At 57.0% G+C, this 21692-nt stretch carries 32 protein-coding genes and 1 pseudogene; 32 read left to right on the plus strand and 1 reads right to left on the minus strand.

Annotated features, from left to right (window positions below):
* Positions 1-19 precede the first annotated feature (19 nt).
* The 3 genes from rpsI (at position 20) to OZX72_RS02210 (ending at position 2221) form a co-directional block, all read left to right on the plus strand.
* Positions 20-511 (plus strand): 30S ribosomal protein S9, encoded by a 492-nt coding sequence (gene rpsI / locus OZX72_RS02200; RefSeq protein WP_277148890.1) that lies wholly within the window; start codon positions 20-22, stop codon positions 509-511.
* A 267-nt stretch (positions 512-778) separates the two neighbouring features.
* Positions 779-1783: a zinc-dependent alcohol dehydrogenase family protein gene (locus OZX72_RS02205; protein ID WP_277158811.1), complete on the plus strand. Its 1005-nt coding sequence runs from the start codon at positions 779-781 to the stop codon at positions 1781-1783.
* A 39-nt stretch (positions 1784-1822) separates the two neighbouring features.
* A complete protein-coding gene (locus OZX72_RS02210) occupies positions 1823-2221 on the plus strand; it encodes a VOC family protein (RefSeq protein WP_277159337.1) in 399 nt (132 codons plus the stop codon).
* 132 nt (positions 2222-2353) lie between these two features.
* Here the strand turns inward: OZX72_RS02210 and OZX72_RS02215 are convergent, their stop codons facing one another.
* Positions 2354-3484 carry an ROK family transcriptional regulator gene (locus OZX72_RS02215; protein WP_277158812.1) on the minus strand — a complete coding sequence of 377 codons (1131 nt, stop codon included), beginning with the start codon at positions 3482-3484 and terminating at the stop codon, positions 2354-2356.
* 427 nt (positions 3485-3911) lie between these two features.
* Between OZX72_RS02215 and adhE the strand changes: the two genes are divergently transcribed.
* The 29 genes and pseudogenes from adhE to rpsK all read left to right on the plus strand — a co-directional run bounded on the left by adhE (position 3912) and on the right by rpsK (position 21682).
* Positions 3912-6611, plus strand: a complete 2700-nt coding sequence (adhE, locus tag OZX72_RS02220; protein WP_277159338.1) for a bifunctional acetaldehyde-CoA/alcohol dehydrogenase — start codon at positions 3912-3914, stop codon at positions 6609-6611.
* Positions 6612-6787: 176 nt separating this feature from the next.
* Entirely contained in the window at positions 6788-7705 is a 918-nt protein-coding gene (locus OZX72_RS02225; RefSeq protein WP_348519668.1) for a glycosyltransferase family A protein, read from the plus strand.
* A gap of 250 nt (positions 7706-7955) precedes the next feature.
* Positions 7956-8264: a 30S ribosomal protein S10 gene (rpsJ, locus tag OZX72_RS02230; protein WP_277143821.1), complete on the plus strand. Its 309-nt coding sequence runs from the start codon at positions 7956-7958 to the stop codon at positions 8262-8264.
* 14 nt (positions 8265-8278) lie between these two features.
* Positions 8279-8932 (plus strand): 50S ribosomal protein L3, encoded by a 654-nt coding sequence (gene rplC / locus OZX72_RS02235; RefSeq protein WP_277158813.1) that lies wholly within the window; start codon positions 8279-8281, stop codon positions 8930-8932.
* A gap of 6 nt (positions 8933-8938) precedes the next feature.
* Positions 8939-9598, plus strand: coding sequence for a 50S ribosomal protein L4 (gene rplD / locus OZX72_RS02240; protein WP_277158814.1), 660 nt, complete (start codon positions 8939-8941; stop codon positions 9596-9598).
* Between the two features lie 5 nt (positions 9599-9603).
* Entirely contained in the window at positions 9604-9900 is a 297-nt protein-coding gene (gene rplW, locus OZX72_RS02245; RefSeq protein WP_277158815.1) for a 50S ribosomal protein L23, read from the plus strand.
* 35 nt (positions 9901-9935) lie between these two features.
* Complete coding sequence (gene rplB, locus OZX72_RS02250; protein ID WP_277158816.1) at positions 9936-10766, plus strand: 50S ribosomal protein L2; 831 nt, start codon at positions 9936-9938, stop codon at positions 10764-10766.
* 14 nt (positions 10767-10780) lie between these two features.
* Complete coding sequence (rpsS, locus tag OZX72_RS02255) at positions 10781-11059, plus strand: 30S ribosomal protein S19 (RefSeq protein ID WP_091847714.1); 279 nt, start codon at positions 10781-10783, stop codon at positions 11057-11059.
* Between the two features lie 15 nt (positions 11060-11074).
* Positions 11075-11434, plus strand: coding sequence for a 50S ribosomal protein L22 (gene rplV, locus OZX72_RS02260; protein WP_277143833.1), 360 nt, complete (start codon positions 11075-11077; stop codon positions 11432-11434).
* A 2-nt stretch (positions 11435-11436) separates the two neighbouring features.
* Positions 11437-12276: a 30S ribosomal protein S3 gene (rpsC, locus tag OZX72_RS02265; RefSeq protein WP_277158817.1), complete on the plus strand. Its 840-nt coding sequence runs from the start codon at positions 11437-11439 to the stop codon at positions 12274-12276.
* A 6-nt stretch (positions 12277-12282) separates the two neighbouring features.
* Complete coding sequence (gene rplP / locus OZX72_RS02270) at positions 12283-12702, plus strand: 50S ribosomal protein L16 (RefSeq protein WP_277143838.1); 420 nt, start codon at positions 12283-12285, stop codon at positions 12700-12702.
* Positions 12702-12959, plus strand: a complete 258-nt coding sequence (gene rpmC, locus OZX72_RS02275; protein WP_277158818.1) for a 50S ribosomal protein L29 — start codon at positions 12702-12704, stop codon at positions 12957-12959. The genes rplP and rpmC overlap by 1 nt, the downstream gene beginning before the upstream one ends.
* 2 nt (positions 12960-12961) lie before the next feature.
* Positions 12962-13228 (plus strand): 30S ribosomal protein S17, encoded by a 267-nt coding sequence (gene rpsQ / locus OZX72_RS02280; RefSeq protein ID WP_277143842.1) that lies wholly within the window; start codon positions 12962-12964, stop codon positions 13226-13228.
* A 71-nt stretch (positions 13229-13299) separates the two neighbouring features.
* Positions 13300-13668, plus strand: coding sequence for a 50S ribosomal protein L14 (gene rplN / locus OZX72_RS02285; RefSeq protein ID WP_091847708.1), 369 nt, complete (start codon positions 13300-13302; stop codon positions 13666-13668).
* Position 13669: 1 nt separating this feature from the next.
* Positions 13670-14005 carry a 50S ribosomal protein L24 gene (rplX, locus tag OZX72_RS02290; protein ID WP_277143846.1) on the plus strand — a complete coding sequence of 112 codons (336 nt, stop codon included), beginning with the start codon at positions 13670-13672 and terminating at the stop codon, positions 14003-14005.
* Positions 14002-14574: a 50S ribosomal protein L5 gene (gene rplE, locus OZX72_RS02295; RefSeq protein ID WP_277158819.1), complete on the plus strand. Its 573-nt coding sequence runs from the start codon at positions 14002-14004 to the stop codon at positions 14572-14574. The genes rplX and rplE overlap by 4 nt, the downstream gene beginning before the upstream one ends.
* Before the next feature lies 1 nt (position 14575).
* A complete protein-coding gene (locus tag OZX72_RS02300) occupies positions 14576-14761 on the plus strand; it encodes a type Z 30S ribosomal protein S14 (RefSeq protein WP_091847705.1) in 186 nt (61 codons plus the stop codon).
* 88 nt (positions 14762-14849) lie between these two features.
* Complete coding sequence (gene rpsH / locus OZX72_RS02305; protein ID WP_277148871.1) at positions 14850-15248, plus strand: 30S ribosomal protein S8; 399 nt, start codon at positions 14850-14852, stop codon at positions 15246-15248.
* Between the two features lie 16 nt (positions 15249-15264).
* Positions 15265-15804 carry a 50S ribosomal protein L6 gene (rplF, locus tag OZX72_RS02310; RefSeq protein WP_277158820.1) on the plus strand — a complete coding sequence of 180 codons (540 nt, stop codon included), beginning with the start codon at positions 15265-15267 and terminating at the stop codon, positions 15802-15804.
* A 1-nt stretch (position 15805) separates the two neighbouring features.
* Positions 15806-16177 carry a 50S ribosomal protein L18 gene (gene rplR / locus OZX72_RS02315; RefSeq protein ID WP_277158821.1) on the plus strand — a complete coding sequence of 124 codons (372 nt, stop codon included), beginning with the start codon at positions 15806-15808 and terminating at the stop codon, positions 16175-16177.
* Positions 16174-16929, plus strand: a complete 756-nt coding sequence (gene rpsE / locus OZX72_RS02320; RefSeq protein WP_277158822.1) for a 30S ribosomal protein S5 — start codon at positions 16174-16176, stop codon at positions 16927-16929. Before rplR ends, rpsE begins: the two co-directional genes overlap by 4 nt.
* Positions 16929-17108, plus strand: a complete 180-nt coding sequence (gene rpmD, locus OZX72_RS02325) for a 50S ribosomal protein L30 (protein ID WP_277146295.1) — start codon at positions 16929-16931, stop codon at positions 17106-17108. The genes rpsE and rpmD overlap by 1 nt, the downstream gene beginning before the upstream one ends.
* A gap of 1 nt (position 17109) precedes the next feature.
* The gene (gene rplO / locus OZX72_RS02330) at positions 17110-17571 is read left to right on the plus strand and encodes a 50S ribosomal protein L15 (protein ID WP_277158823.1); all 462 of its coding nucleotides are present in this window, start codon (positions 17110-17112) and stop codon (positions 17569-17571) included.
* Positions 17572-17809: 238 nt separating this feature from the next.
* A pseudogene (gene secY, locus OZX72_RS02335) lies at positions 17810-19141 on the plus strand (preprotein translocase subunit SecY); the annotation flags it as partial.
* A gap of 420 nt (positions 19142-19561) precedes the next feature.
* Positions 19562-20122: an adenylate kinase gene (locus OZX72_RS02340; RefSeq protein WP_277158824.1), complete on the plus strand. Its 561-nt coding sequence runs from the start codon at positions 19562-19564 to the stop codon at positions 20120-20122.
* A gap of 200 nt (positions 20123-20322) precedes the next feature.
* Positions 20323-20541, plus strand: coding sequence for a translation initiation factor IF-1 (gene infA, locus OZX72_RS02345; RefSeq protein WP_003808114.1), 219 nt, complete (start codon positions 20323-20325; stop codon positions 20539-20541).
* A 21-nt stretch (positions 20542-20562) separates the two neighbouring features.
* A complete protein-coding gene (gene rpmJ, locus OZX72_RS02350; protein WP_043164480.1) occupies positions 20563-20676 on the plus strand; it encodes a 50S ribosomal protein L36 in 114 nt (37 codons plus the stop codon).
* Between the two features lie 126 nt (positions 20677-20802).
* Complete coding sequence (gene rpsM, locus OZX72_RS02355; RefSeq protein ID WP_277143870.1) at positions 20803-21180, plus strand: 30S ribosomal protein S13; 378 nt, start codon at positions 20803-20805, stop codon at positions 21178-21180.
* A 103-nt stretch (positions 21181-21283) separates the two neighbouring features.
* On the plus strand, positions 21284-21682 hold the full coding sequence (gene rpsK / locus OZX72_RS02360; protein WP_277143872.1) for a 30S ribosomal protein S11: 399 nt from the start codon (positions 21284-21286) through the stop codon (positions 21680-21682).
* Positions 21683-21692: the final 10 nt, after the last annotated feature.

A 21692-nucleotide genomic window follows, 5' to 3' on the forward strand; every position in this document is an offset into this window, starting at 1 on the left:
TGAGAGGAGATAACGAATCATGGCTGAAAATACCAATAACTCCGCGGTTCAAGAGACCGAAGAGGAACTTACTTCATTTACCACTGAGACCAACGCCGGTGCTGGCACCGGTGCTTCCACGATTGCCCCGGGCTATGGCACGGGCCGCCGCAAGGAAGCCATCGCCCGCGTGCGCTTGGTTCCCGGTTCCGGCAAGTGGACCATCAACGGCCGCACCCTGGAGGAGTTCTTCCCCTCCCGTCTGCAGCAGCGTGAGGTCAACTCCCCGATCGTTCTGCTGAAGCTTGAGAACAAATTCGATGTCATCGTCCTCGTTGAGGGCGGCGGCACCACTGGTCAGGCCGGCGCCATTCGCCTCGGCGTGGCCCGTGCACTGAACGCCATCGACCGCGATGCCAACCGCGCCGCGCTCAAGAAGGCCGGCTTCCTCACCCGCGACGCCCGCGTCGTGGAGCGCAAGAAGGCAGGTCTGCACAAGGCACGTCGTGCGCCTCAGTTCTCGAAGCGTTGATTTTCGCTTTCAAAGCTGTTTACAAAATCCCTCCCAGCCAATCGGTTGCGGAGGGATTTTTGTATCCGGAGTTGAAGTGCAAGAGAAATCGTAGCAACAAAAAATAAACACGAAACTTTTAGAAAGACGATTTGCATAACTACTTTGCAAGAGTTATAGTGACCTTGTTGCGACCCCAATCCGATGTCGACTTTTCGTTGAGAATCAGCGCAGAACTCAGTGGCGGTCGGTCGCAAACCACCAATAAAATTTGGGAAAGGAACAGCGATGAAGGCTCTTGTATTAACCGGCGTGAAGCAATTCGAAATCGAGGATCGTCCAACCCCGAAGATCAATGCGGGCGAGGTCCTGATTAATACCGCATATGCAGGCGTGTGCGGCACCGACCACGATCTCTATGCCGGCCGTCCGGGTTCGGCTTCCGCCGTGCCGCCGATTGTGCTGGGTCACGAGAATTCCGGCGTGGTCGAGGCAATCGGCGAGGGTGTCACCAACGTCAAGCCTGGCGACCGTGTGGTCGTCGATCCGAACATCTACTGCGGCCAGTGCGAATACTGCCTGACTCAGCGCCCCGAACTCTGCGACTCGCTCAGCGCCGTCGGCGTCACCCGTGATGGTGGCCTCGAAGAGCAGTTCACCGCACCTGCAACGGTCGTCTATAAGCTGCCGGACAGCGTGAGCCTCAAGGATGCTGCGACCATCGAGCCGATTTCCTGCGCGGTGCACGGCGTGGACCTACTTGACATCCATCCCTACCAGAAGGCTCTGGTGATTGGCGATGGCTTCATGGGTCAGCTTTTCGTGCAGGTTCTGCAGGCCTACGGTGTCCACCAGGTCGATCTGGCGGGGCTTTTCGACGAAAAGCTCGAGCTCAACCAGCGCCTGTTCAATGTCAAGAACACTTACAATACCAATAATGTCGCGATTCCGGAGAACGAATACGACATCGTCGTGGAGGCGGTCGGTCTGCCGCAGACGCAGCATACCGCGGTTCTGGCCACCAAGAAGGGTGCTCAGGTTCTGATGTTCGGCGTGGGCCCGCAGGAGGCGAGCTTCGAGATGAATACGTATGACATCTACAAGAAGCAGCTGACGATTCAGGGCTCTTTCATCAACCCGCTGACGTTCAAGAGCGCCATCAGCCTGTTGGAAAGCGGCAAGGTAGACGTCGATCCACTGATCAGCCACGAATTCGCGCTTGAAGATGTGCAGGACTTCCTCGACGGCAAGATCGAGGGTGTTTCGAAGGCTGTCGTCAAGGTTGGCAAGTAAATTCGGCCGTAATGTCGCTTTACAAGATCAAAGGAGTTCATTATGAAGCCAATGTCTGATTTCACCACGGATTTCCAACATTCCGGCATGCCTGCCAAGGACTTGGACGAAACCATCGAGTTCTACACTAAAAAACTTGGTTTCGAACTGGCAGGCCTCTTCCCGAACGGCAAGAACCGTTGCGCGTTCCTGCGTTACGGCCACCTGACCATCGAGACTTGGGAAGGCGATCCGGTGGCGATGAAAGACGGCGCCATCAACCATTGGGCGCTGGATACGCCGGACATCGAGGCCGCGTTCGAGAACGCGAAGGCGCTCGGGCTTGAGCTGAAGGACAAGGAGATCCAGTCTATTCCTACATTCTGGGATAACGGCATCCGTTACTTCAACATCTACGGCCCGAACCGCGAGACCATCGAGTTCTGCCAGATTGTCTGATATTATTCACGGTCCGTGTCTGTTTTGATGGATTGCGGATTTTGCGGCGATAAGCATGATTGTTCGTGTTTATCGCCGCATTTTTATTAAAAAGCAACGTATTTGAAGTTCCGGCTCGGAAGTGCCAGATTCCTACTTGCAGATGCTCTGCACATACGGTGCGATGTAATGCAGCGCCGCGCCAACGATTTCCTGATCCTGCCCGCAGATGCTTTTGCGAATCTGGTATGTATCGGATTGGAAGGCATTGAGGTCGTCGCATTTGGCCTTGAGCCTTTCGAAATCCTGCTTTTGTAAGTACTGTGTCACCTCGCCGCCGATGATGATGTCGCAGGCCAGGACGTTGCGGACATTGTTGATGGTCTGCGCCAGATAGCCGAGCCATGAGTCGAAGCGCTCATAGGCTTTTTCGTCTCCGGCACGGACGCTTTCGAAGAACTCGTTCAGACTTTGCCCGTCGCTCCCGGTTAGGAATTCGGTGGAGCAATAAGGGTCCATACAGCCTTTGTTACCGCAGTAGCAGGGCAGCCCGCCGGGTACCAGCGTCATGTGTTCGATGGTGCCGTTACGCCGGTTCGGCCCCAGGCTAATCGAGCCGTCAACAATAATGGCCCCGCCCGGACGCCGTCCCAGGTAAAGGCAGATTGCGTCGTGAATGGTCTTGTCGAACCACAGTTCGGCTGACGCCGAGGCCATGGAATCGTGGATTAGCGCGCATTTCAACCCCGTTGCCGCTTCGAGCGCCTTGACTTCGAGGCCGGTGTCGTTCATGATGTTGCCGTAGATGACCTCGCTGCCGTCCTCCGAGATAAGGCCCTTGATGGCGAAGGCCGTGCCCAGGACGTGCGATCCCTTGCTTTCCAACTCGGAGGCGAACCGGGATATTTTTTGGCCGAGGTCGGAAACGAATCGTGAATCAGCCGAGAAAGTGATGTTGTGATGTTCTTCTGCGATGACGCCGCCCTTGAGATCCACCGCGCAAAGCGTCACCCCATTGCTTGCCGTTCCCACGCCGATGGCGCAGCACGTCTGCGGTTGGAAAACATAGGTGCGTGCCCTGCGTCCGCCTGTCGAATCGAGGGTCTCGCCTTTGGCAATCAATCTGTTGCGTTCAAGAAAGCTAAGATTTTGGCTGATGGTGGGCAGGCTCAGCCCGAGCGCTTGCTGGAGATCCTGTTTGGTCACACCGCTGTGAGCATAGATATGTGCGGTGACCGCGTGCAGATTCTGTGCCTTGATTGACGCCGTGGTTGCTTTCGGCATGGCCGCCTCCTCATGCATTCATCATACATTTGACAATGAAATTGGCAGAAGTGGGGAACGCAGGCATGGTCGTCCTTCGTTGCTACGACGTGCTTTCCTTCAATATCGTTAGCGTTAACGGAAATTCTTTATACACTAAGCGTGATGTGAGGTTTTGTGCAAGTGAACAGAAAAGAACCGATTTACTTACAAAAAGTAAGCAGATTTGTTTGTTTATATGGCCTAAAGCAAACATAAAATCCTCTCTAAAGCCCCAAGCTAAAACAAAAGAACAAAGGTAGCGCTGGTCCGTTATATTGTGACTTGACTCACATTGCGGCAGCGATGTGTGATGCGAACATGACTGCGAATAGAAAGGGAAGTCATGACTTCACAATCTAAGAACGCCGGAACTCCACCCAATACGAAAGCTTCAACGAAAGCCCCTATGAAAACCGAAACGAACGAAAAGCCGGACGTCAAGTGCGAGGTGGACCAGCTGGTCGCCCGTGGCGTCGAGGCGCTGAACCAATTCGAAAAACTCAACCAGGAGCAGGTCGACCGCATCGTCGCCAAGGCGTCGGTCGCCGCGCTCAACAAGCACTTGGTACTGGCCGATATGGCCGTGCGTGAGACGGGTCGCGGCCTGGTCGAGGACAAGGCCACCAAGAACATCTTCGCCTGCGAGCACGTCACCCATTACCTCGCCGGGCAGAAGACGGTCGGCATCATCCGCGAGGACGACGTGATGGGCATCGACGAGGTGGCGGAACCGGTCGGCGTCGTTGCCGGCGTCACCCCGGTCACCAACCCGACTTCCACAACGATTTTCAAGTCTCTGATTGCGTTGAAGACCCGCTGCCCGATTGTTTTCGGCTTCCACCCGTTTGCCCAGAAATGCTCGGTTGAGGCCGCACGCATCGTGCGTGACGCTGCGGTCGCGGCCGGTGCTCCCAAAGATTGCATCCAGTGGATCGAACATCCTTCGGTCGAAGCCACAGGTGCGCTGATGACCCATCCCGACATTGCTACGATCCTTGCCACTGGAGGCCCCGGCATGGTCAAGGCCGCGTATTCCTCCGGCAAGCCTGCGCTCGGCGTGGGCGCCGGCAATGCCCCTGCCTACGTCGACAAGAATGTCGATGTCAAGCGCGTTGCCAACGACTTGGTGCTCTCCAAGCATTTCGATTACGGCATGATCTGCGCCACCGAGCAGGGCATCATCGCCCACACCGATGTCTACGACCGCCTTGCAGACGAACTGAAGCGCCGAAAGGCCTACTTCGTCAACGCCGATGAAAAGGCCAAGCTCGAGCAGTACATGTTCGGCTGCACCGCCTATTCCGGCGGCAAGCCGAAGCTCAACTCCGTGGTTCCCGGCAAGTCTCCGCAATATATTGCGCGAGAAGCCGGCTTCACCGTCCCGGATGACGCGACGATTCTGGTCGCCGAGTGCAAGGAAGTGGGGGAGCAGGAGCCGCTGACGCTCGAGAAGCTTTGCCCAGTCCACGCCATGATGCGTTTCGAGACCGAGGAGCAGGGCTTCAGGATATGCGAGGGCATGCTCAAGTTCGGCGCCGGCCACACCGCCGTCATCCATTCCGACGATGAGGATCTCGTGAAGCGCTACGGTTTGCGCATGCACGCCTGCCGCATCGTTTGGAACCAGCCTTCCGCACTCGGCGGCATTGGCGACATCTACAACGCCATCGCCCCGTCCCTGACGCTCGGCTGCGGTTCGTACGGTGGCAATTCCGTCTCCGGTAATGTTCAGGCCGTCAATCTTTTGAATATCAAGCGCATCGCTCGAAGGAACAACAATATGCAATGGTTCAAAGTTCCGCCGAAGACCTATTTCGAGCCCAACGCCATCCGTTACCTGCGCGATATGTACAATATTCGCCGCGTGGTCATCGTCTGCGACAAGGTGATGGAACAGCTTGGCGTGGTCGACAAGGTCATCGACCAGCTGCGCAGCCGTCCTGAGCCCGTCACGTTCCGTACCATCGATTACATCGAGCCGGAGCCGTCGGTTGAGACCGTTGAGCGCGGGGCTGCCATGATGCGCGACGAGTTTCGCCCCGACACCATCATCGCGGTGGGAGGCGGTTCGCCGATGGATGCGGCCAAGATCATGTGGCTCTTGTACGAACACCCGGAAATCTCCTTCGACGACGTGCGCGAGAAGTTCTTCGACATCCGCAAGCGCGCCTTCCGCATCCCGCCTCTGGGAAGCAAGGCCAAGCTGGTGTGCATCCCGACGTCTTCCGGCACCGGTTCCGAGGTCACGCCGTTCGCGGTGATCACCGACCACAAGACCGGCTACAAGTACCCGATCACCGATTACGCATTGACCCCGTCCGTCGCCATCGTCGACCCGGTCCTCGCCCGTACCCAGCCTAAGGCGCTGGCCAGCAACACTGGCTTCGACGCGCTGACGCACTGCATGGAGTCCTACGTTTCCGTCTATTCCAACGATTTCACCGATGGCATGGCCCTGCACGCTGCCAAACTCATCTGGGACAACCTCGAAACCTCTGTGTGTGCGGAACCTGGAGAAGCTAAGAAGCAGGCGCAAGAGAAAATGCACAACGCGGCCACGATGGCCGGCATGGCCTTCGGTTCCGCATTCCTCGGGATGTGCCACGGCATGGCCCACACCATCGGTGCGCTGTGCGACGTGGCCCACGGCCACACCAACGCGATTCTGTTGCCCTACGTCATCCGTTACAACGGCTCGATTCCACAGGAACCGACAAGCTGGCCGAAGTACGACAAATACGTTGCGCCGGAGCGTTATCAGGAATTTGCCCGTGTGCTCGGCATCGACCCGGGCAAGAGCGCGGAGGAAGGCGTGGAGAACCTTGCGCTCGCGGTGGAGGATTACCGCGACAACAAGCTCCACATGGATTCCAGCTTCCAGCAGTGCGGTGTCGACGAGACCTATTTCTGGAGCATTCTCGACCAGATCGGCATGCGTGCCTACGAGGACCAGTGCACTCCTGCGAACCCGCGTATCCCGCAGATCGAGGATATGAAAGACATCGCCATCGGTGCCTACTATGGCGTCTCCCAGGCCGAAGGCCACGCCCGTCGTCTCGAGCGTGAGGCGAGTGAGATCGACGAGGTAGTGGTAGTGGAGAAGTAATCTCGTTACTCGGTAACAACGTTCCCGCTGATATTTGGTTTAGTGCCAAGTTCAGCGGGAACGTCTATTTTCGCTGTGATGAAGCTATTTATTTCGACCTCTATCGAAGCGTTCTGTAGGCTGGCCCAGGCCAAACGATGCTTGAGCGGTTTCGGACAGATAGATAGAATATATATATGAACGGTATGGCCAGTGACGTAACGGTTGTGATCACTTGTTTCAATCAGGCTGCCACGATTCGGCAGAGCGTTGAATCCGCCTTCGCTCAGACCTGTGCCCCGGCTCGCGTCATCGTGGTCGATGATGCTTCTGACGATATCGAGACCAAAGAAATACTGAGCGTACTGGAAAAGGAACCTGCTGTTGAGGTCATTGCTCGCAGCTGCAACAGTGGCGTGAGCGCCGCGCGTAACACCGGTCTCAGCCGTGTCACTACACCGTTCGTGGTGATACTTGACGGCGATGATTTGCTGGAACCGGGTTATATAGAAGCCACACGAGCCGAATTGTCGTCTGATGAAAAGGTTTTCGCTGCTTCGTCGTGGATGAAGACTTTTGGCGCCTTAACTGCGACGGTAAAACCGACCGGCGGCAATATCTTGCCGTTCCTGTGCCGTAATTGTGCTCCGGCCACGTGCATGTTCCGCGTTTCCGTCCTACGGCAAAGCGGCGGTTACGACGAAAGCATGCGAAAGGGGTTCGAAGATTGGGATTGCTGCCTGTCATTGTTCGAGACGTTCGGTGTCGATAATCTTCAATCCCGCGTTTCGATAGTCCAAAAGCCGCTGATTCGATACCGCACCGCTCCCGCTTCGTCGAATATAGTCAGTATGAATTCACGTTTGGATTTGTTACGTTATCTGATCGGCAAACATCAAGATTTATATTCGAATCATCTTGAAAACGCGATTTTAGGCTTTGAGAAAACAAGTATCGATCGTCTGGCCTTATTTGAAGCGACTGTCAAAAATAATCCGCAAATAATCGAAAACTGTGATGCTGTGAGGTCGTTTATGGACTCTCCATCATTCGGTGATGGAGGAATGGCCGCTGCTGTAAGAATCGAGAGCAAAAACGCTCGGGAAAATAGCTGAAATGTCAGTAATGGCAACGACACGCCCGAATTTTTCTAGTAGCCCCCGAATGCTTTAATAGAACAGTTGCCTGTTTTGGGCTCGCAAATTGTAAGAAAAAGAGCGAGTGCAGCCCGGTGCCGTCCTCTCGAAGGCGCTGTAGTGCTGCACACTGATGTGGTTAGACCACGGGATTCTCCCGGGGGTCTTACGCGCCGGTGTCCTTAAACGGGTTGGTAATGTCAACAATCGCTAGAAAGGGCGGACGGCAATGGCGGGACAGAAAATCCGCATCAGGCTTAAGTCCTATGACCATGAGGTCATCGACCAATCGGCGAAGAAAATCGTCGAGACGGTCACGAACGCGGGTGCCACTGTGGTGGGCCCGGTTCCTCTGCCTACTGAGAAGAACGTCTTTGTGGTAATTCGTTCTCCTCATAAATACAAGGATTCTCGCGAGCAATTCGAGATGCGCACTCATAAGCGCCTCATCGACATCGTGGACCCGACCCCTAAGGCCGTGGATTCATTGATGCATATCGATTTGCCTGCGGATGTCAATATCGAGATCAAGCTTTAAAGGAGGGGAGAAGCATGTCGTTGCAGAAAGCAAATCGTTCTGCGCTGCTGGGCCGCAAGCTCGGTATGTCGCAGGTTTGGGACGAACAGGGTTTCTTCGTTCCCGTGACGCTCGTAGATGTGTCCACCAATGTGGTCACCTGCGTCAAGACCGAAGAGAGCGACGGCTATAAGGCCGTTCAGCTCGGCTACGGTCAGATTGATCCCACTAAGGTGACCAAGCCCATGGCTGGTCATTTCGCGAAGGCGGGCGTTACCCCGCGTCGTCATCTGGTCGAGGTCCGTACGGACAACGTCGACGAATTCAAGCCCGGTCAGGAACTGACCGCCGACTTGTTCGCTGACGGCTCCGTTGTGGACGTCACCGGTACGACCAAGGGCAAGGGCTTCGCCGGAACCATTAAGCGTTGGGGCTTCAAGTCCTATCGTCGTACTCACGGCTCTCACAAGAACGAGCGTCGCCCCGGCTCTGTCGGTGCTTGCGCTACGCCGAGCCGTATTTTGAAGGGCAAGCGTATGGCCGGTCGTATGGGCCATGTCACTTCCACCGTGCAGAACCTTGAGGTCGTTTCCTCCGATAAGGAGAACGGCGTCATCGCCATCAAGGGCGCTCTTCCAGGGCCCAAGGGCGGCATCGTTCTGCTTCGTTCGGCTGTGAAGGGAGCCTGATAAACCATGGCAAAAGTAACACTCAATGTCACCGACGCCAAGGGCAAGTCCGCTGGCACCGTTGAGGCGCCGGTCGAGATTTTCGGCATCTCCAATGAAGAGGTCGAGGCTCACGTTCCGCTGATTCACCAGGTGGTCGTCGCTCAGCTCGCCGCAGCCCGTCAGGGCACGCATGCGGTCAAGAGCCGTGGCGATGTCTCCGGTGGCGGCAAGAAGCCGTGGAAGCAGAAGGGCACCGGTCGCGCTCGTCAGGGCTCGATTCGCGCTCCTCAGTGGGTTCATGGTGGTATCGCTCACGGCCCGGTGCCGCGCGATTACTCCCAGCGCACTCCCAAGAAGATGAAGGCCGGCGCGCTGCGCTATGTGCTTTCCAACCGTGCGAACGCCGGACGCGTCGCCGTCGTCGACTTTGGCATCAAGGACACTCCGTCCACCAAGGCCGCCGTTGCAGCGCTCACCCCGGTAAGCCAGAACGAGTTCACCACTGTCGTGCTTTCGCGCGACAACGTCAACGAGTGGCTTTCCGTTCGCAACATCCCGACGGTGCACGTGCTCTTCGCAGATCAGCTCAACACCTACGATGTGGTTACCGCTCAGTATGTCGTCTTCAGCAAGGAAGGCTTCGATGCCTTCGTCGCTGCCAAGACTGAGCCCAAGGAGGCCTGAACGATATGGTAGCTATTCACAATCCCGCCCACGACGTCATCATCAAGCCGGTAGTCTCCGAAAAGAGCTATGCCGCCGGTGACCGTGGTCAGTACACTTTCGTGGTCGCTCCTGATGCCAACAAGGTTCAGATCAAGCAGGCCGTCGAAGAAATCTTCAATGTCAAGGTGACGAACGTCAACACCCTCAATCGCGCCGGCAAGCGCCAGCGCACCCGTACCGGTTTCGGTCAGCGTGCCAATCAGAAGCGCGCAATCGTCACGGTCGCCGAGGGCCAGTCGATCGACATCTTCGGCAACTGAAGCAATAGCCGAAAAAGTCAAAGGAAGAACTAATTATGGCTATCCGCGTTTATAAGCCGACGACTCCGGGCCGCCGCAACGCGTCTGTGTCGGATTTCTCCGACCTCACGCGCTCCACGCCTGAGAAGTCGCTGGTACGCAAACTCAACAGCACCGGCGGTCGTAACTCATACGGCCGTGTGACCTCCCGCCATCGCGGCGGCGGCCACAAGCGCCAGTACCGTCTCATCGATTTCAAGCGTTGGGACAAGGACGGCGTTCCCGCCAAGGTTGCTGAGATCGAATATGATCCGAACCGCTCCGCCCGTATCGCCCTCCTGCATTATGCAGACGGCGAGAAGCGCTACATCGTGGCGCCGAAGGGCATCAAGCAGGGTGACGTCATCGAGACCGGCGAAAATGCCGATATCAAGCCCGGCAACAATCTGCCGCTGCGCAATATCCCCACCGGTACGATCGTCCACGCCATTGAGCTCCGTCCTCTGGGCGGCGCCAAGATCGCGCGCTCCGCTGGTGCAGGCGTTCAGCTTGTCGCCAAGGACGGTGCTTACGCCCAGCTGCGTATGCCGTCCGGAGAAATCCGCAACGTCGACGCACGCTGCCGCGCCACCGTCGGTGAGGTCGGCAACTCCGATCACGCCAACGTGCAGCTCGGCAAGGCCGGTCGCGCCCGCTGGATGGGCAAGCGCCCGATCACCCGTGGTGAGTCCATGAACCCGGTCGACCACCCGCACGGTGGTACCACTCGCGGTGGTAAGCCGCCAGTGTCGCCGTGGGGCAAGGGCGAAGTTCGTACTCGCCGTCCGAAGAAGGCTTCGAACAAGATGATTGTTCGTCGTCGTCCCAATGGCAAGAACCGTAAGTAAGGAGCGTCGAATAGATGTCACGTAGCATCAAGAAGGGCCCCTTCGTCGACGCCCATTTACAGAAGAAAGTCGACGAACAGAACGAGAAGGGCACGAAGAACGTCATCAAGACGTGGTCGCGCCGTTCGATGATCACTCCGGACTTCATCGGTCACACCTTCGCTGTGCATGATGGTCGCAAGCATGTCCCGGTCTTCGTGACCGAGTCCATGGTTGGCCACAAGCTCGGCGAATTCGCGCCGACAAAGACCTTCCGTGGTCACGTTCATGATGACAAAAAAGCTCGCCGCTAAAGGAAGAGAAAGATTATGGAAGCTAAAGCAATCGCACGTCACGTCCGTGTGACGCCGCGCAAGGCTCGCCGCATGGTCGACCTCATCCGAGGCAAAAAAGTGAGCGAAGCCGTCACCATCCTGAAATTCGCCCCGCAGGACGCCTCTGAGCCAGTGCTCAAGGTACTGCAGAGCGCCACCGCGAACGCCCGCGTCAAGGCCGACAAGGCCGGCGAGGCGTTCCGTGAGAACGACCTGTATGTGAAAGAGACCTATGTGGACGAAGGCGTGACGCTCAAGCGTTTCCGTGCTCGTGCACAGGGCCGCGCCGGACGCATCAACAAGCGCACCAGCCACATCACCGTCGTTGTCGCCAGCAAGGAAGGAGCCCGCTAAAGATGGGTCAGAAGATCAATCCGTTAGGCTACCGCCTGGGTATCACTGAAGACCACCGTTCGAAGTGGTTCTCCGATTCCAACAAGCCTGGTGAGCGTTACAGCGACTTCGTCCTCGAGGACGACAAGATTCGCAAGGCCATGAACAAGGACCTCGAGCGTGCAGGCGTGTCCCGCATCATCATCGAGCGCACCCGTGACCGCGTGCGTGTGGACATCCACACCGCTCGCCCGGGCATTGTCATCGGTCGTCGTGGAGCAGAGGCCGAACGTGTTCGCGCCAAGCTCGAGAAGATCACGGGCAAGCAGGTTCAGCTCAACATCTTCGAAGTCAAGAACGCCGCTCTGGACGCCCAGCTTGTCGCTCAGTCCATCGCCGAGCAGCTGACCAACCGTGTCACGTTCCGTCGTGCCATGCGCAAGGCTCAGCAGGACGCGATGCGTGCTGGCGCCAAGGGTATCCGCATCAAGCTCTCCGGCCGCCTTGGAGGCGCCGAGATGAGCCGTTCCGAGTTCTATCGTGAGGGTCGCGTTCCGCTGCAGACCCTTCGCGCTTTGATTGATTACGGTTTCTTCGAAGCCCGTACGACCTACGGTCGTATCGGTGTGAAGGTCTGGATCTACAAGGGCGACATGACCGAACGTCAGTTCGATGAGCAGCAGGCCCAGCAGGACAACAACCGTGGACGCCGTGGCGGCGATCGTCGCCCGCGTCGTGGTGGTCGTCCTTCCGGTGCTCGTGGTTCCAAGCCAGCAGAAGCCAAGGCCCCTCAGGCTGAGGCCGCTGCTGCAGCCGAACCCGCAGCAGCCGCAGCACCTGCCGCCTCGGAAGCAAAGGAGTGAGCAGATATGCTTATCCCAAAGAGGACTAAGTACCGTAAACAGCAGCGTCCGAAGCGTCGCGGCATGTCCAAGGGCGGCAATGAGATCGCGTTCGGCGATTATGGCATTCAGGCTCTGGCCCCTGCCTACATCTCCAACCGTCAGATCGAGGCTGCTCGTATCGCCATGACCCGCTACATCAAGCGTGGCGGTCGTGTGTGGATCACGATCTTCCCGGATCGTCCTTTGACCAAGCACGCGCTCGGAAGCCGAATGGGTTCCGGCAAGGGCACCCCGGAGTCCTGGATCGCCAATGTGCATCCTGGACGCGTGATGTTCGAAATCGGCGGCGTCGACGAGGCAACTGCGAAGGAAGCCCTTCGCCGCGCCATCGACAAGCTGCCGATGAAGTGCCGCATTATCGCACGTGAAGGCGGTGACATCTGATGTCAGTCGGAACTGAAGACTACACCATCAAGAATCTCAACGAGAAGACCAATGGCGAGATCGAGGGCTTCCTCAAGAAGTCCAAGGAAGAGCTCTTCAATCTGCGCTTCCAGAACGCCACCGGTCAGCTTGACAACTCTGCTAGGCTCAAGGCCGTGAAGCACGATATCGCCAGGATGTACACCGTCCTGCGTGAGCGTGAACTCGGCATCAGCCAGGAGCCTGAGTCGGGCGACACGAAGACTGAGGAGAAGTAAGCATGGCTGAAAAGCAAGAGCGCAACTTCCGCAAGACTCGTAGCGGTTACGTCGTGTCCGACGCAATGGACAAGACCATCACCGTCGAGCTCGAGCAGCGTTCGACCCACCCGCTGTACGGCAAGGTCGTCCGCTCCACTCGTAAGGTCAAGGTTCATGACGAGCACAACGACGCCCACAACGGCGATTTCGTGCGTATCATGGAAACCCGGCCTTTGAGCAAGACCAAGCGTTGGCGTCTCGACTCCATCGTCGAACGCGCCAAGTAACAAGTTCGGCAAGGCTCCGCTGCTCACCTTCACGGGTGGCAGGGGAGAACCAGCGCGGCTAAGGAGAATCAATGATTCAGCAGGAAACGCGGCTTCATGTCGCCGACAACACGGGTGCCAAGGAGATTTTGGCCATCCGAGTGCTCGGCGGATCGAAGCGACGCTATGCCGGCATCGGCGACGTGATCGTCGCCTCCGTCAAGGACGCGATCCCTGGCGGGTCGGTCAAGAAGGGCGATGTGGTCAAGGCCGTTGTCGTCCGTACGGTAAAAGAGCATCGTCGTAAAGACGGCTCATACATCAAGTTCGACGAGAACGCTGCGGTTATTCTTGGCTCCGGCCATGAACCCAAGGGCACTCGTATCTTCGGACCGGTCGGACGTGAACTGCGTGACAAGCGCTTCATGAAGATCGTGTCCCTCGCCCCGGAGGTGATCTGAAATGGTAGCCAAGATCAAGACCGGTGACCAGGTCAAGGTCATTCGCGGCAAGGATCGCGGCAAAGAGGGCAAGGTCACCAAGGTGCTTGCCAACGACCGTCTGATCGTCGAGGGTGTGCAGATCGTCAAGAAGCACGTGCGTGCAACCCAGCAGGGCCAGCAGTCCGGCATCGTCTCCGTTGAGGCGCCGATTCATCGCTCCAATGTGATGGTCATCGACCCGGAGACCAAGGAACCGACCCGCGTTGGTGTCAAGGTCACGACCAAGGCCCAGGACGGCAAGGTCAAGACCGTGCGCACCCGCATCGCCAAGAAATCAGGAAAGGAGCTGGCATGAGCGATACAACCGTCGAAGCGCCGGCAACACCGCGCCTGAAGCAGCAGTACATCGACAAGATCGTGCCTGAGCTCGAGAAGGAATTCAAGTATTCCAACCCGATGCAGGTCGCCAAGGTCCAGAAAGTCGTCGTCTCCATGGGCGTCGGCGCTGCGGCCCGTGACTCCAAGCTCATCGAAGGCGCCGTCAAGGATTTGACCGCCATCACCGGCCAGAAGCCGAAGATCACCAAGGCCAAGAAGTCCGTCGCGCAGTTCCATCTGCGTGAAGGTCAGGCTATCGGTGCATACGTGACGCTTCGCGGCGACCGTATGTGGGAGTTCCTCGACAGGCTGCTCGTTCTTGCTCTGCCGCGTATCCGCGATTTCCGCGGCATCAGCGACAAGCAATTCGATGGCCAGGGCAACTACAACTTCGGTCTCACCGAGCAGTCCATGTTCCACGAGATCGATCCTGACACGATCGATCATCAGCGTGGTATGGATATCACCGTGGTGACCAGCACCAAGGATGACAAGGAAGCTCGGGCATTGCTCAAGCACCTTGGCTTCCCCTTCAAGGAGAACTGAAATGGCAAAAACCGCTCTTAGAAACAAGGCTGCTGCCAAACCAAAGTTCAAGGTGCGCGGCTATACGCGCTGCCAGGTTTGCGGCCGTCCCCACTCCGTATATCGCAAGTTCGGCCTGTGCCGCATCTGCCTTCGCGAGAAGGCTCATCGTGGCGAGCTGCCCGGAGTTACGAAGTCCAGTTGGTAAACATCGACGCTGAAGGTCCTCGGCCGGGGCAGGTTATCAATACCTGCTCCGGCGGAGGAAACCACGGCGAGAAAGGGCGTTAGCCCACATGACAATGACAGATCCAATCGCAGACATGCTTACGCGTCTGCGTAATGCGAGTGCGGCGAAGCATGAGACCGTTTCGATGCCGTACTCCAAGTTTAAGGCGGCGATCGCCGAGATCCTCAAGCGTGAAGGTTATATTAAAGACTTCACCGCTACGGATGCTCGCGTCGGCCAGAACCTTGAGATCACGCTGAAGTACGGTCCCAATGGCGAGCGTGCCATTCAGGGCATCAAGCGCATCTCGAAGCCCGGCCTGCGTCGCTATGCGAAGTCGGACGCACTGCCGATGCCACTCGGTGGCATGGGTGTCGCGATCATTTCGACCAGTGCAGGATTGTTGACCCAGAAAGATTGCCTCGACCGGGGCATCGGCGGCGAGATCGTCGCCTTCGTTTGGTGAGGAAGGAGAGCTAAACATGGCATCACATATTGGTAAGCTCCCCGTCACCATTCCGGCAGGCGTGGAAGTCAAGATCGACGGACAGAACTTCAGCGTCAAGGGCGCCAAGGGTTCTGATTCCTACACTATTCCCGACGGCATCACCGCCCGTGTCGAAGACAACACCATTTACTTCGACGCGGTTGATGATCAGCTGCAGACCCGTGCAGACCACGGTCTGGCCCGTTCCATCGTCGCTTCGATGGTCCAGGGTGTGCACGACGGATTCAGCAAGACGCTGGACATCGTCGGCACCGGTTACCGTGCGCAAATGAAGGGCAAGGGCATTGAGTTCTCGCTCGGCTATTCGCACACCATCACCGTCAACCCGCCCGAAGGCATCACCTTCGAGCTGCCGAACGCCAACCAGGTGGTCGTCAAGGGTATTGACAAGCAGGCGGTCGGTCAGGCCGCGGCCAATATCCGCGCACTTCGCAAGCCGGAACCCTACAAGGGCAAGGGCATCAAGTACTCCGACGAACACATCCTGCGCAAGGCTGGAAAGGCTGGTAAGTGATATGACAGTCAAGATTTTCGGTAAAGGCAAGAAAGTCGCAAGGCTTCGTCGTCACGCTCGTCTGCGCAAGCACATCAGTGGCACCGCAGAGCGTCCACGTCTCGTTGTCACCCGTTCGAACCGTCACATGGTCGCTCAGATCGTTGACGATACCAAGGGCGTCACTTTGGTCAGCGAGTCCACTATTACCCATGATTTCGATGGGTTCAAGGGCACCAAGACCGAAGCCGCACAGAAGGTCGGCGAGTTGATTGCCAAGAAGGCCAAGGATGCGGGCATCGATTCCGTCGTCTTCGACCGTGGTGGCAACAAGTATCATGGTCGCGTCGCAGCGGTTGCTGAAGGCGCCCGTCAGGGAGGTCTTGCACTGTGAGCGACAACGAAAAGGAAACCCAAGTGACTGAAGAAAATCAGAACACGCAGGCGTCCAACGACAACAAGGGTCAGCGTAACGACGATCGTCGCGGTTCACGCCGTGGCGGACGTGGCGAAGGCCGTCGAGGAGAGCGTCGCGGTGAACGCCGTGGCCGTCGCGAGGAAAATCGTGGCGACGAGCTGCTCGATCGCGTCGTGACCATCAACCGCGTTTCCAAGACCCGTAAGGGTGGTCGTAGCATGAGCTTCGCCGCTCTCGTGGTGGTCGGAGACGGCAACGGCACCGTCGGTGTTGGCTATGGCAAGTCCCGTGAGGTTCCTGCCGCCATCGCCAAGGGTCAGCTTGACGCCAAGAAGCACATGTTCACCGTTCCGCGCGTTCGCGGCACTGTGACCCACCCGGTCATCGGCCATGACGCAGCAGGCACCGTTCTGCTTCGCCCCGCTGCTCCCGGCACCGGTGTAATCGCCGGCGGTGCTGTCCGCGCCGTCATGGAGTGCGCCGGCATCTCCGATATTCTCACCAAGTCCATGGGCAGCGCCACCGCGGTCAACGTGGTTCGCGCCACCGTGGATGCCCTGAAGCAGCTCGAGGAGCCGGAAGAGATCGCGGCACGCCGTGGTTTGACCGTTGAACAAGTCGCTCCTGACACCCTGCTCCGTGCTCGTGCCGAAGGCATCGCCGAGGCCCGCAAGGCCCGTGAGGATGCCAAGGCCGAGGCCGAACAAGCCAAGGATGGTGAAGAGTAATGGCAGATCTGAAGATCACACTCACAAAAGGTCTGGTCAACCGCAAGCCTGCCCAGCGCGACACTGTTCGCACGCTCGGCCTGCACAAGATCGGTCAGACGGTTGTCCGTGAGGACACTCCTGCAACCCGCGGTCTGATCAATGCGGTTCGCCATTTGGTCACGGTTGAGGAGGCCTGATATGGCAGAACAAGAAGAAAACACTATTTTGCAGATGCATGATCTGCGTCCGGCTCCCGGTGCCAAGAAGAATCGCATCCGTGTCGGCCGTGGTGAAGGTTCCAAGGGTAAGACCTCGGGACGTGGCGCCAAGGGCACGTTGAAGCGTTATCAGGTTCGTCCTGGCTTCGAAGGTGGCCAGCTGCCTCTGTACATGCGTCTTCCGAAGCTTCGCGGTTTCAAGAGCCCCTTTAAGAAGGAGTTCCAGGTCGTCAATGTCTCCGCTCTCTCCGAGCTGTTCCCGAAGGGTGGAGAGGTCAGCGTCGAGGATTTGGTCAAGGCCGGTGCGGTTCGCGCCGGATACCCTGTCAAGGTCCTAGGCGACGGTGAGACCAAGGTGGCGTTCACACTCAAGGGCGTGAAGGCTTCCAAGTCCGCCAAGGCCAAGATTGAAGCTGCAGGCGGCTCCATTTCCGAAGAGTAATTCGGATGTCTTTGCGTTGTGGAGTTTAGTCTCCATATAACGTTATATCTGGTCCTCCTTGCAATGAGCGGGGAGGACCATTTTATTAGCTGCGACAAGACGCAAAATTATAGATTGATACGTGTTGATTGATTTAATTGCGTTGTGAGCGGCATTTGGTAGACGCTTGACGCTAAGATTATCGTTTAGTGTGTTTGCATCGGTACATCAGGTGTGCCGAATAGGGAAGGAAATCCAGGTGAGGACGTTAATCCAGGCCCTGAAGACGAAGGAACTTCGCCATAAGATCCTCTTCGTGCTCGGCATCATTATCATCTACCGCATCGGTTCGTTCATACCGACCCCGGGAGTGGACTATAAGGTGGTCCAGCAATGTGTCGGCACCATGAAGACGGCCCAAGAGAACTTCGTGGGGTTGGTCAACCTCTTCTCCGGCGGCGCCATGCTGCAGCTTTCCATCTTTGCTTTGGGCGTGATGCCGTACATCACGGCGTCCATCGTCATTCAGCTGTTGCGTGTGGTCATTCCTCGTTTTGCGGCGCTGCACAAGGAAGGCCAGTCCGGCGAAACCAAGCTGACGCAGTACACGCGTTATCTCACCATTGGCCTCGCTATTCTGCAGTCCACCACTATTCTTGTCACCGCTCGTTCCGGTGCGTTGTTCAACTATCAGTGCGGTCAGGTCGTACCCGACGGCTCTGTTTGGAACCTTGTGGTCATGGTGTTGATCATGACCGGCGGTACCGGCCTCATCATGTGGATGGCCGAATTGATTACCGACAAGGGCATCGGCCAAGGTATGTCGGTCTTGATTTTCATGTCCATCTGCTCCGGCTTCCTTCCGCAGCTCTGGCAGATCGGCTGGGGCACCAACGGCAAGAACGGCAACTGGGAGTACTTCGGCATCGTCGTCGCTGTCCTCGTCGTTATTCTTATCTTCGTTGATTTCGTCGAGCTTGCTCAGCGCCGCATCCCGGTTCAGTACACGCGCCGTATGATCGGTCGCAAGATGTATGGCGGCTCCTCTACCTATCTTCCGTTGAAGATCAATATGTCTGGCGTTATCCCGCCGATTTTCGCCTCCTCGATTCTGGCGATTCCGACATTGATCGCACAGTTCGGTAAGTCCGACCAGAAGTGGGTCAAGTGGATTAACACCAATCTGGCCAACACGACTTCTATTTGGTACATCGCGCTTTACGCCGTGATGATTGTGTTCTTCTGCTTCTTCTACACGTCGATCACCTTTGACCCCGACGAGACGGCAGACAACATGAAGCAGTACGGTGGCTTCATTCCCGGCATCCGTGCCGGCAGCGCCACCAGCCGTTACCTGAGCTATGTGATGAACAGGCTCAACACGGTCGGTGCTATTTACCTGCTCTTCGTTGCGTTGATTCCGACCATGCTCATCATGATGCTGAAGCTCAACAACAAGCTTCCGTTCGGTGGTACGACCATCCTGATTATTGCGGGCGTCGGCCTCGACACCCTGCGTCAGGCGAAGGCCCAGACCGAGCAGTTCCAGTACACCGGCTTCCTGCTTGAAGACACCGACCACATCGAGGGTGAGGACGTCAAGAAGTCCAAGAAGACCAAGAAGTCTGCAACCGCGGTTGTCGAAAGCGCGGAGACCGTCAGCGAGGATACTCAATCCGAGGTAGCTGAGAAGGAATCCGACAAGAGCAAGGAGAACGCAGATACCACGGTAGTTGAACACTCTGAGACCACGAAAGCTACGAACACCGATTCCGCTGATTCGGCCACGCAAAGTGACAAATCGAAGGAAGAGAATTCCGACGCTGACGGGAAGGCCTCCGACGCCTTGGACGATTCCGATGACAACAACCATACCGACGACAAGTCCGAGTGACATATTCGGTTGAGTTGTTGATAACAAGTTTAGAAAAATAATGAATGATGCTCATCTGTTCTTAAGAAGCGGGTGGGCATCATTTGCTACATACACAATCAAGAAAGTAGAAGCAACATGCGTCTTTTGATTATGGGCCCGCAAGGAGTGGGCAAGGGAACTCAAGCCAAGCTGATTGCCGAGCACTACGGCATCCCGCACATCTCCACTGGGGATATCTTCCGTTACAACATGAAGAACAACACTCCGCTGGGGCAGGAAGCCAAGAGCTATACCGACAAGGGACAGCTCGTTCCCGACGAGCTGACCAACAAGATCGTCAAGGACCGCCTGGCTATGGACGACGCCAAGAACGGCTGGATCCTCGATGGTTATCCGCGCAACGCTGCTCAGGTCGAGGCGCTTGACAAGATGCTCGAAGAGCTTGGAACCCCGCTCGACAAGGTCGTGGCACTTGACGCCGACCGCGACATCCTGATGAAGCGCATCGCCAAGCGTGCCACCGAAGAAGGCCGTGCCGACGATAACGCCGAAGCCATTGCCCAACGCCTTAAGACCTACGACGAAGAAACCGCACCACTGCTCGACACCTACAAATCCCGTGGTTGCCTGGTGCCGATTGACGGCGAAGGGGATATCGATGATATCTCCAAGACCATTTTCGATGCTTTGGATTGATGGAGATTTGCTGGCACGTTTCCGCTGAATTGGCTGATACGCAATCAAGCGAGTAAAGACCAGAATTTCCATTACCACAAGAAGGGATTGAATGCAACACGCCGTGTCGCATTTGGTCCCTCCTTTTGTTATAGTAAGAAGTTGGTGTGTTTTCGGATGCGCCATAAATGTAATATCAGCCAAAGAACGGAATGAGGCTCATGGCTAAAGACGGTGTGATTGAAGTCGAAGGTCAGGTAGTGGAAGCACTGCCGAACGCGATGTTTCGCGTCGAACTTGAAAACAAGCACATCGTGCTGGCCACAATTTCGGGCAAGATGCGCAAGAATTATATTCGTATCCTTCCTCAGGACCGTGTGGTCCTCGAAATGAGCCCTTACGACCTGAACCGCGGCCGTATTACGTACCGTTATAAGTAAAGGTACAAGAAAAGGAAAACCATGAAGGTCAGCCCTAGTGTGAAGAGGATCTGCGAGAATTGCCGCGTGATCCGTCGTCACGGTCGCGTCATGGTGATCTGCTCCAACCCGCGCCACAAGCAGCGTCAAGGCTGAGCGGAAAACCTCCGACCAGAAAAAGGTACTGAGTCGCAGCCCAATCGCTGAACCCCGGGTACGTAGGCCCGAGCCGGGAAACCGGATGACTTGGTACAAACCTACGGAAACATAGAAGGAATCGCAATGGCACGTCTTGCCGGAGTCGACATCCCCAATGAGAAGCGCATCGAGATTGCCCTCACCTATATATTTGGTGTCGGCCGTACTCGCGCGAAGGAAACGCTTGCCGCAACCGGTGTGAATCCGGATACCCGCGTCAAGGATCTGAGCGACGAGCAGCTTATTACGCTGCGTGACTATCTTGAGGCCAACTACAAGATTGAAGGCGATCTGCGTCGTGAAGTCGATGCGGATATTCGTCGCAAGATTCAGATCAACTGCTATCAAGGCCAGCGTCACCGCCATGGTCTGCCTGTGCGCGGTCAGCGCACCAAGACCAACGCCCGTACCCGTAAGGGCCCGAAGCGTACCGTCGCTGGAAAGAAAAAGGCCGTCAAGTAAGGCCTAAGCAGTTATGAAGAGGGACGGGACGTCGCTTGTATTTTGCAGCGTTCCAGGCTCTTCGTGACGTTTGGAATCATTCGTAAATAGGAAACGAGGATCAATGGCAGCTGCAAAGCAAGCCGTGCGCAAGCCGCGTCGCCGTGACCGCAAGTCGGTACCGGTCGGTCAAGCGCACATCAAGTCCACTTTCAATAACACCATCATCTCCATCACGGATCCCTCGGGCGCAGTCGTGGCCTGGGCTTCCGGTGGCGATGTCGGTTTCAAGGGCTCACGTAAGTCCACCCCCTACGCCGCAGGCATGGCCGCTGAATCCGCCGCCCGCAAGGCGCAGGAGCACGGCGTCAAGAAGGTTGACGTCTACGTCAAGGGCCCGGGCAGCGGTCGTGAAACCGCTATCCGCTCCCTGCAGTCCGCAGGTCTTGAGGTCGGTTCCATCACCGATGTCACCCCGCAGGCCCATAACGGTGTGCGCCCTCCGAAGCGCCGCCGCGTCTGAAGCACTTCAT

Origin of the sequence: Bifidobacterium sp. ESL0769 (assembly GCF_029395495.1) — a bacterium.
In the GTDB taxonomy this organism is placed as follows: Bacteria; Actinomycetota; Actinomycetes; order Actinomycetales; family Bifidobacteriaceae; genus Bifidobacterium.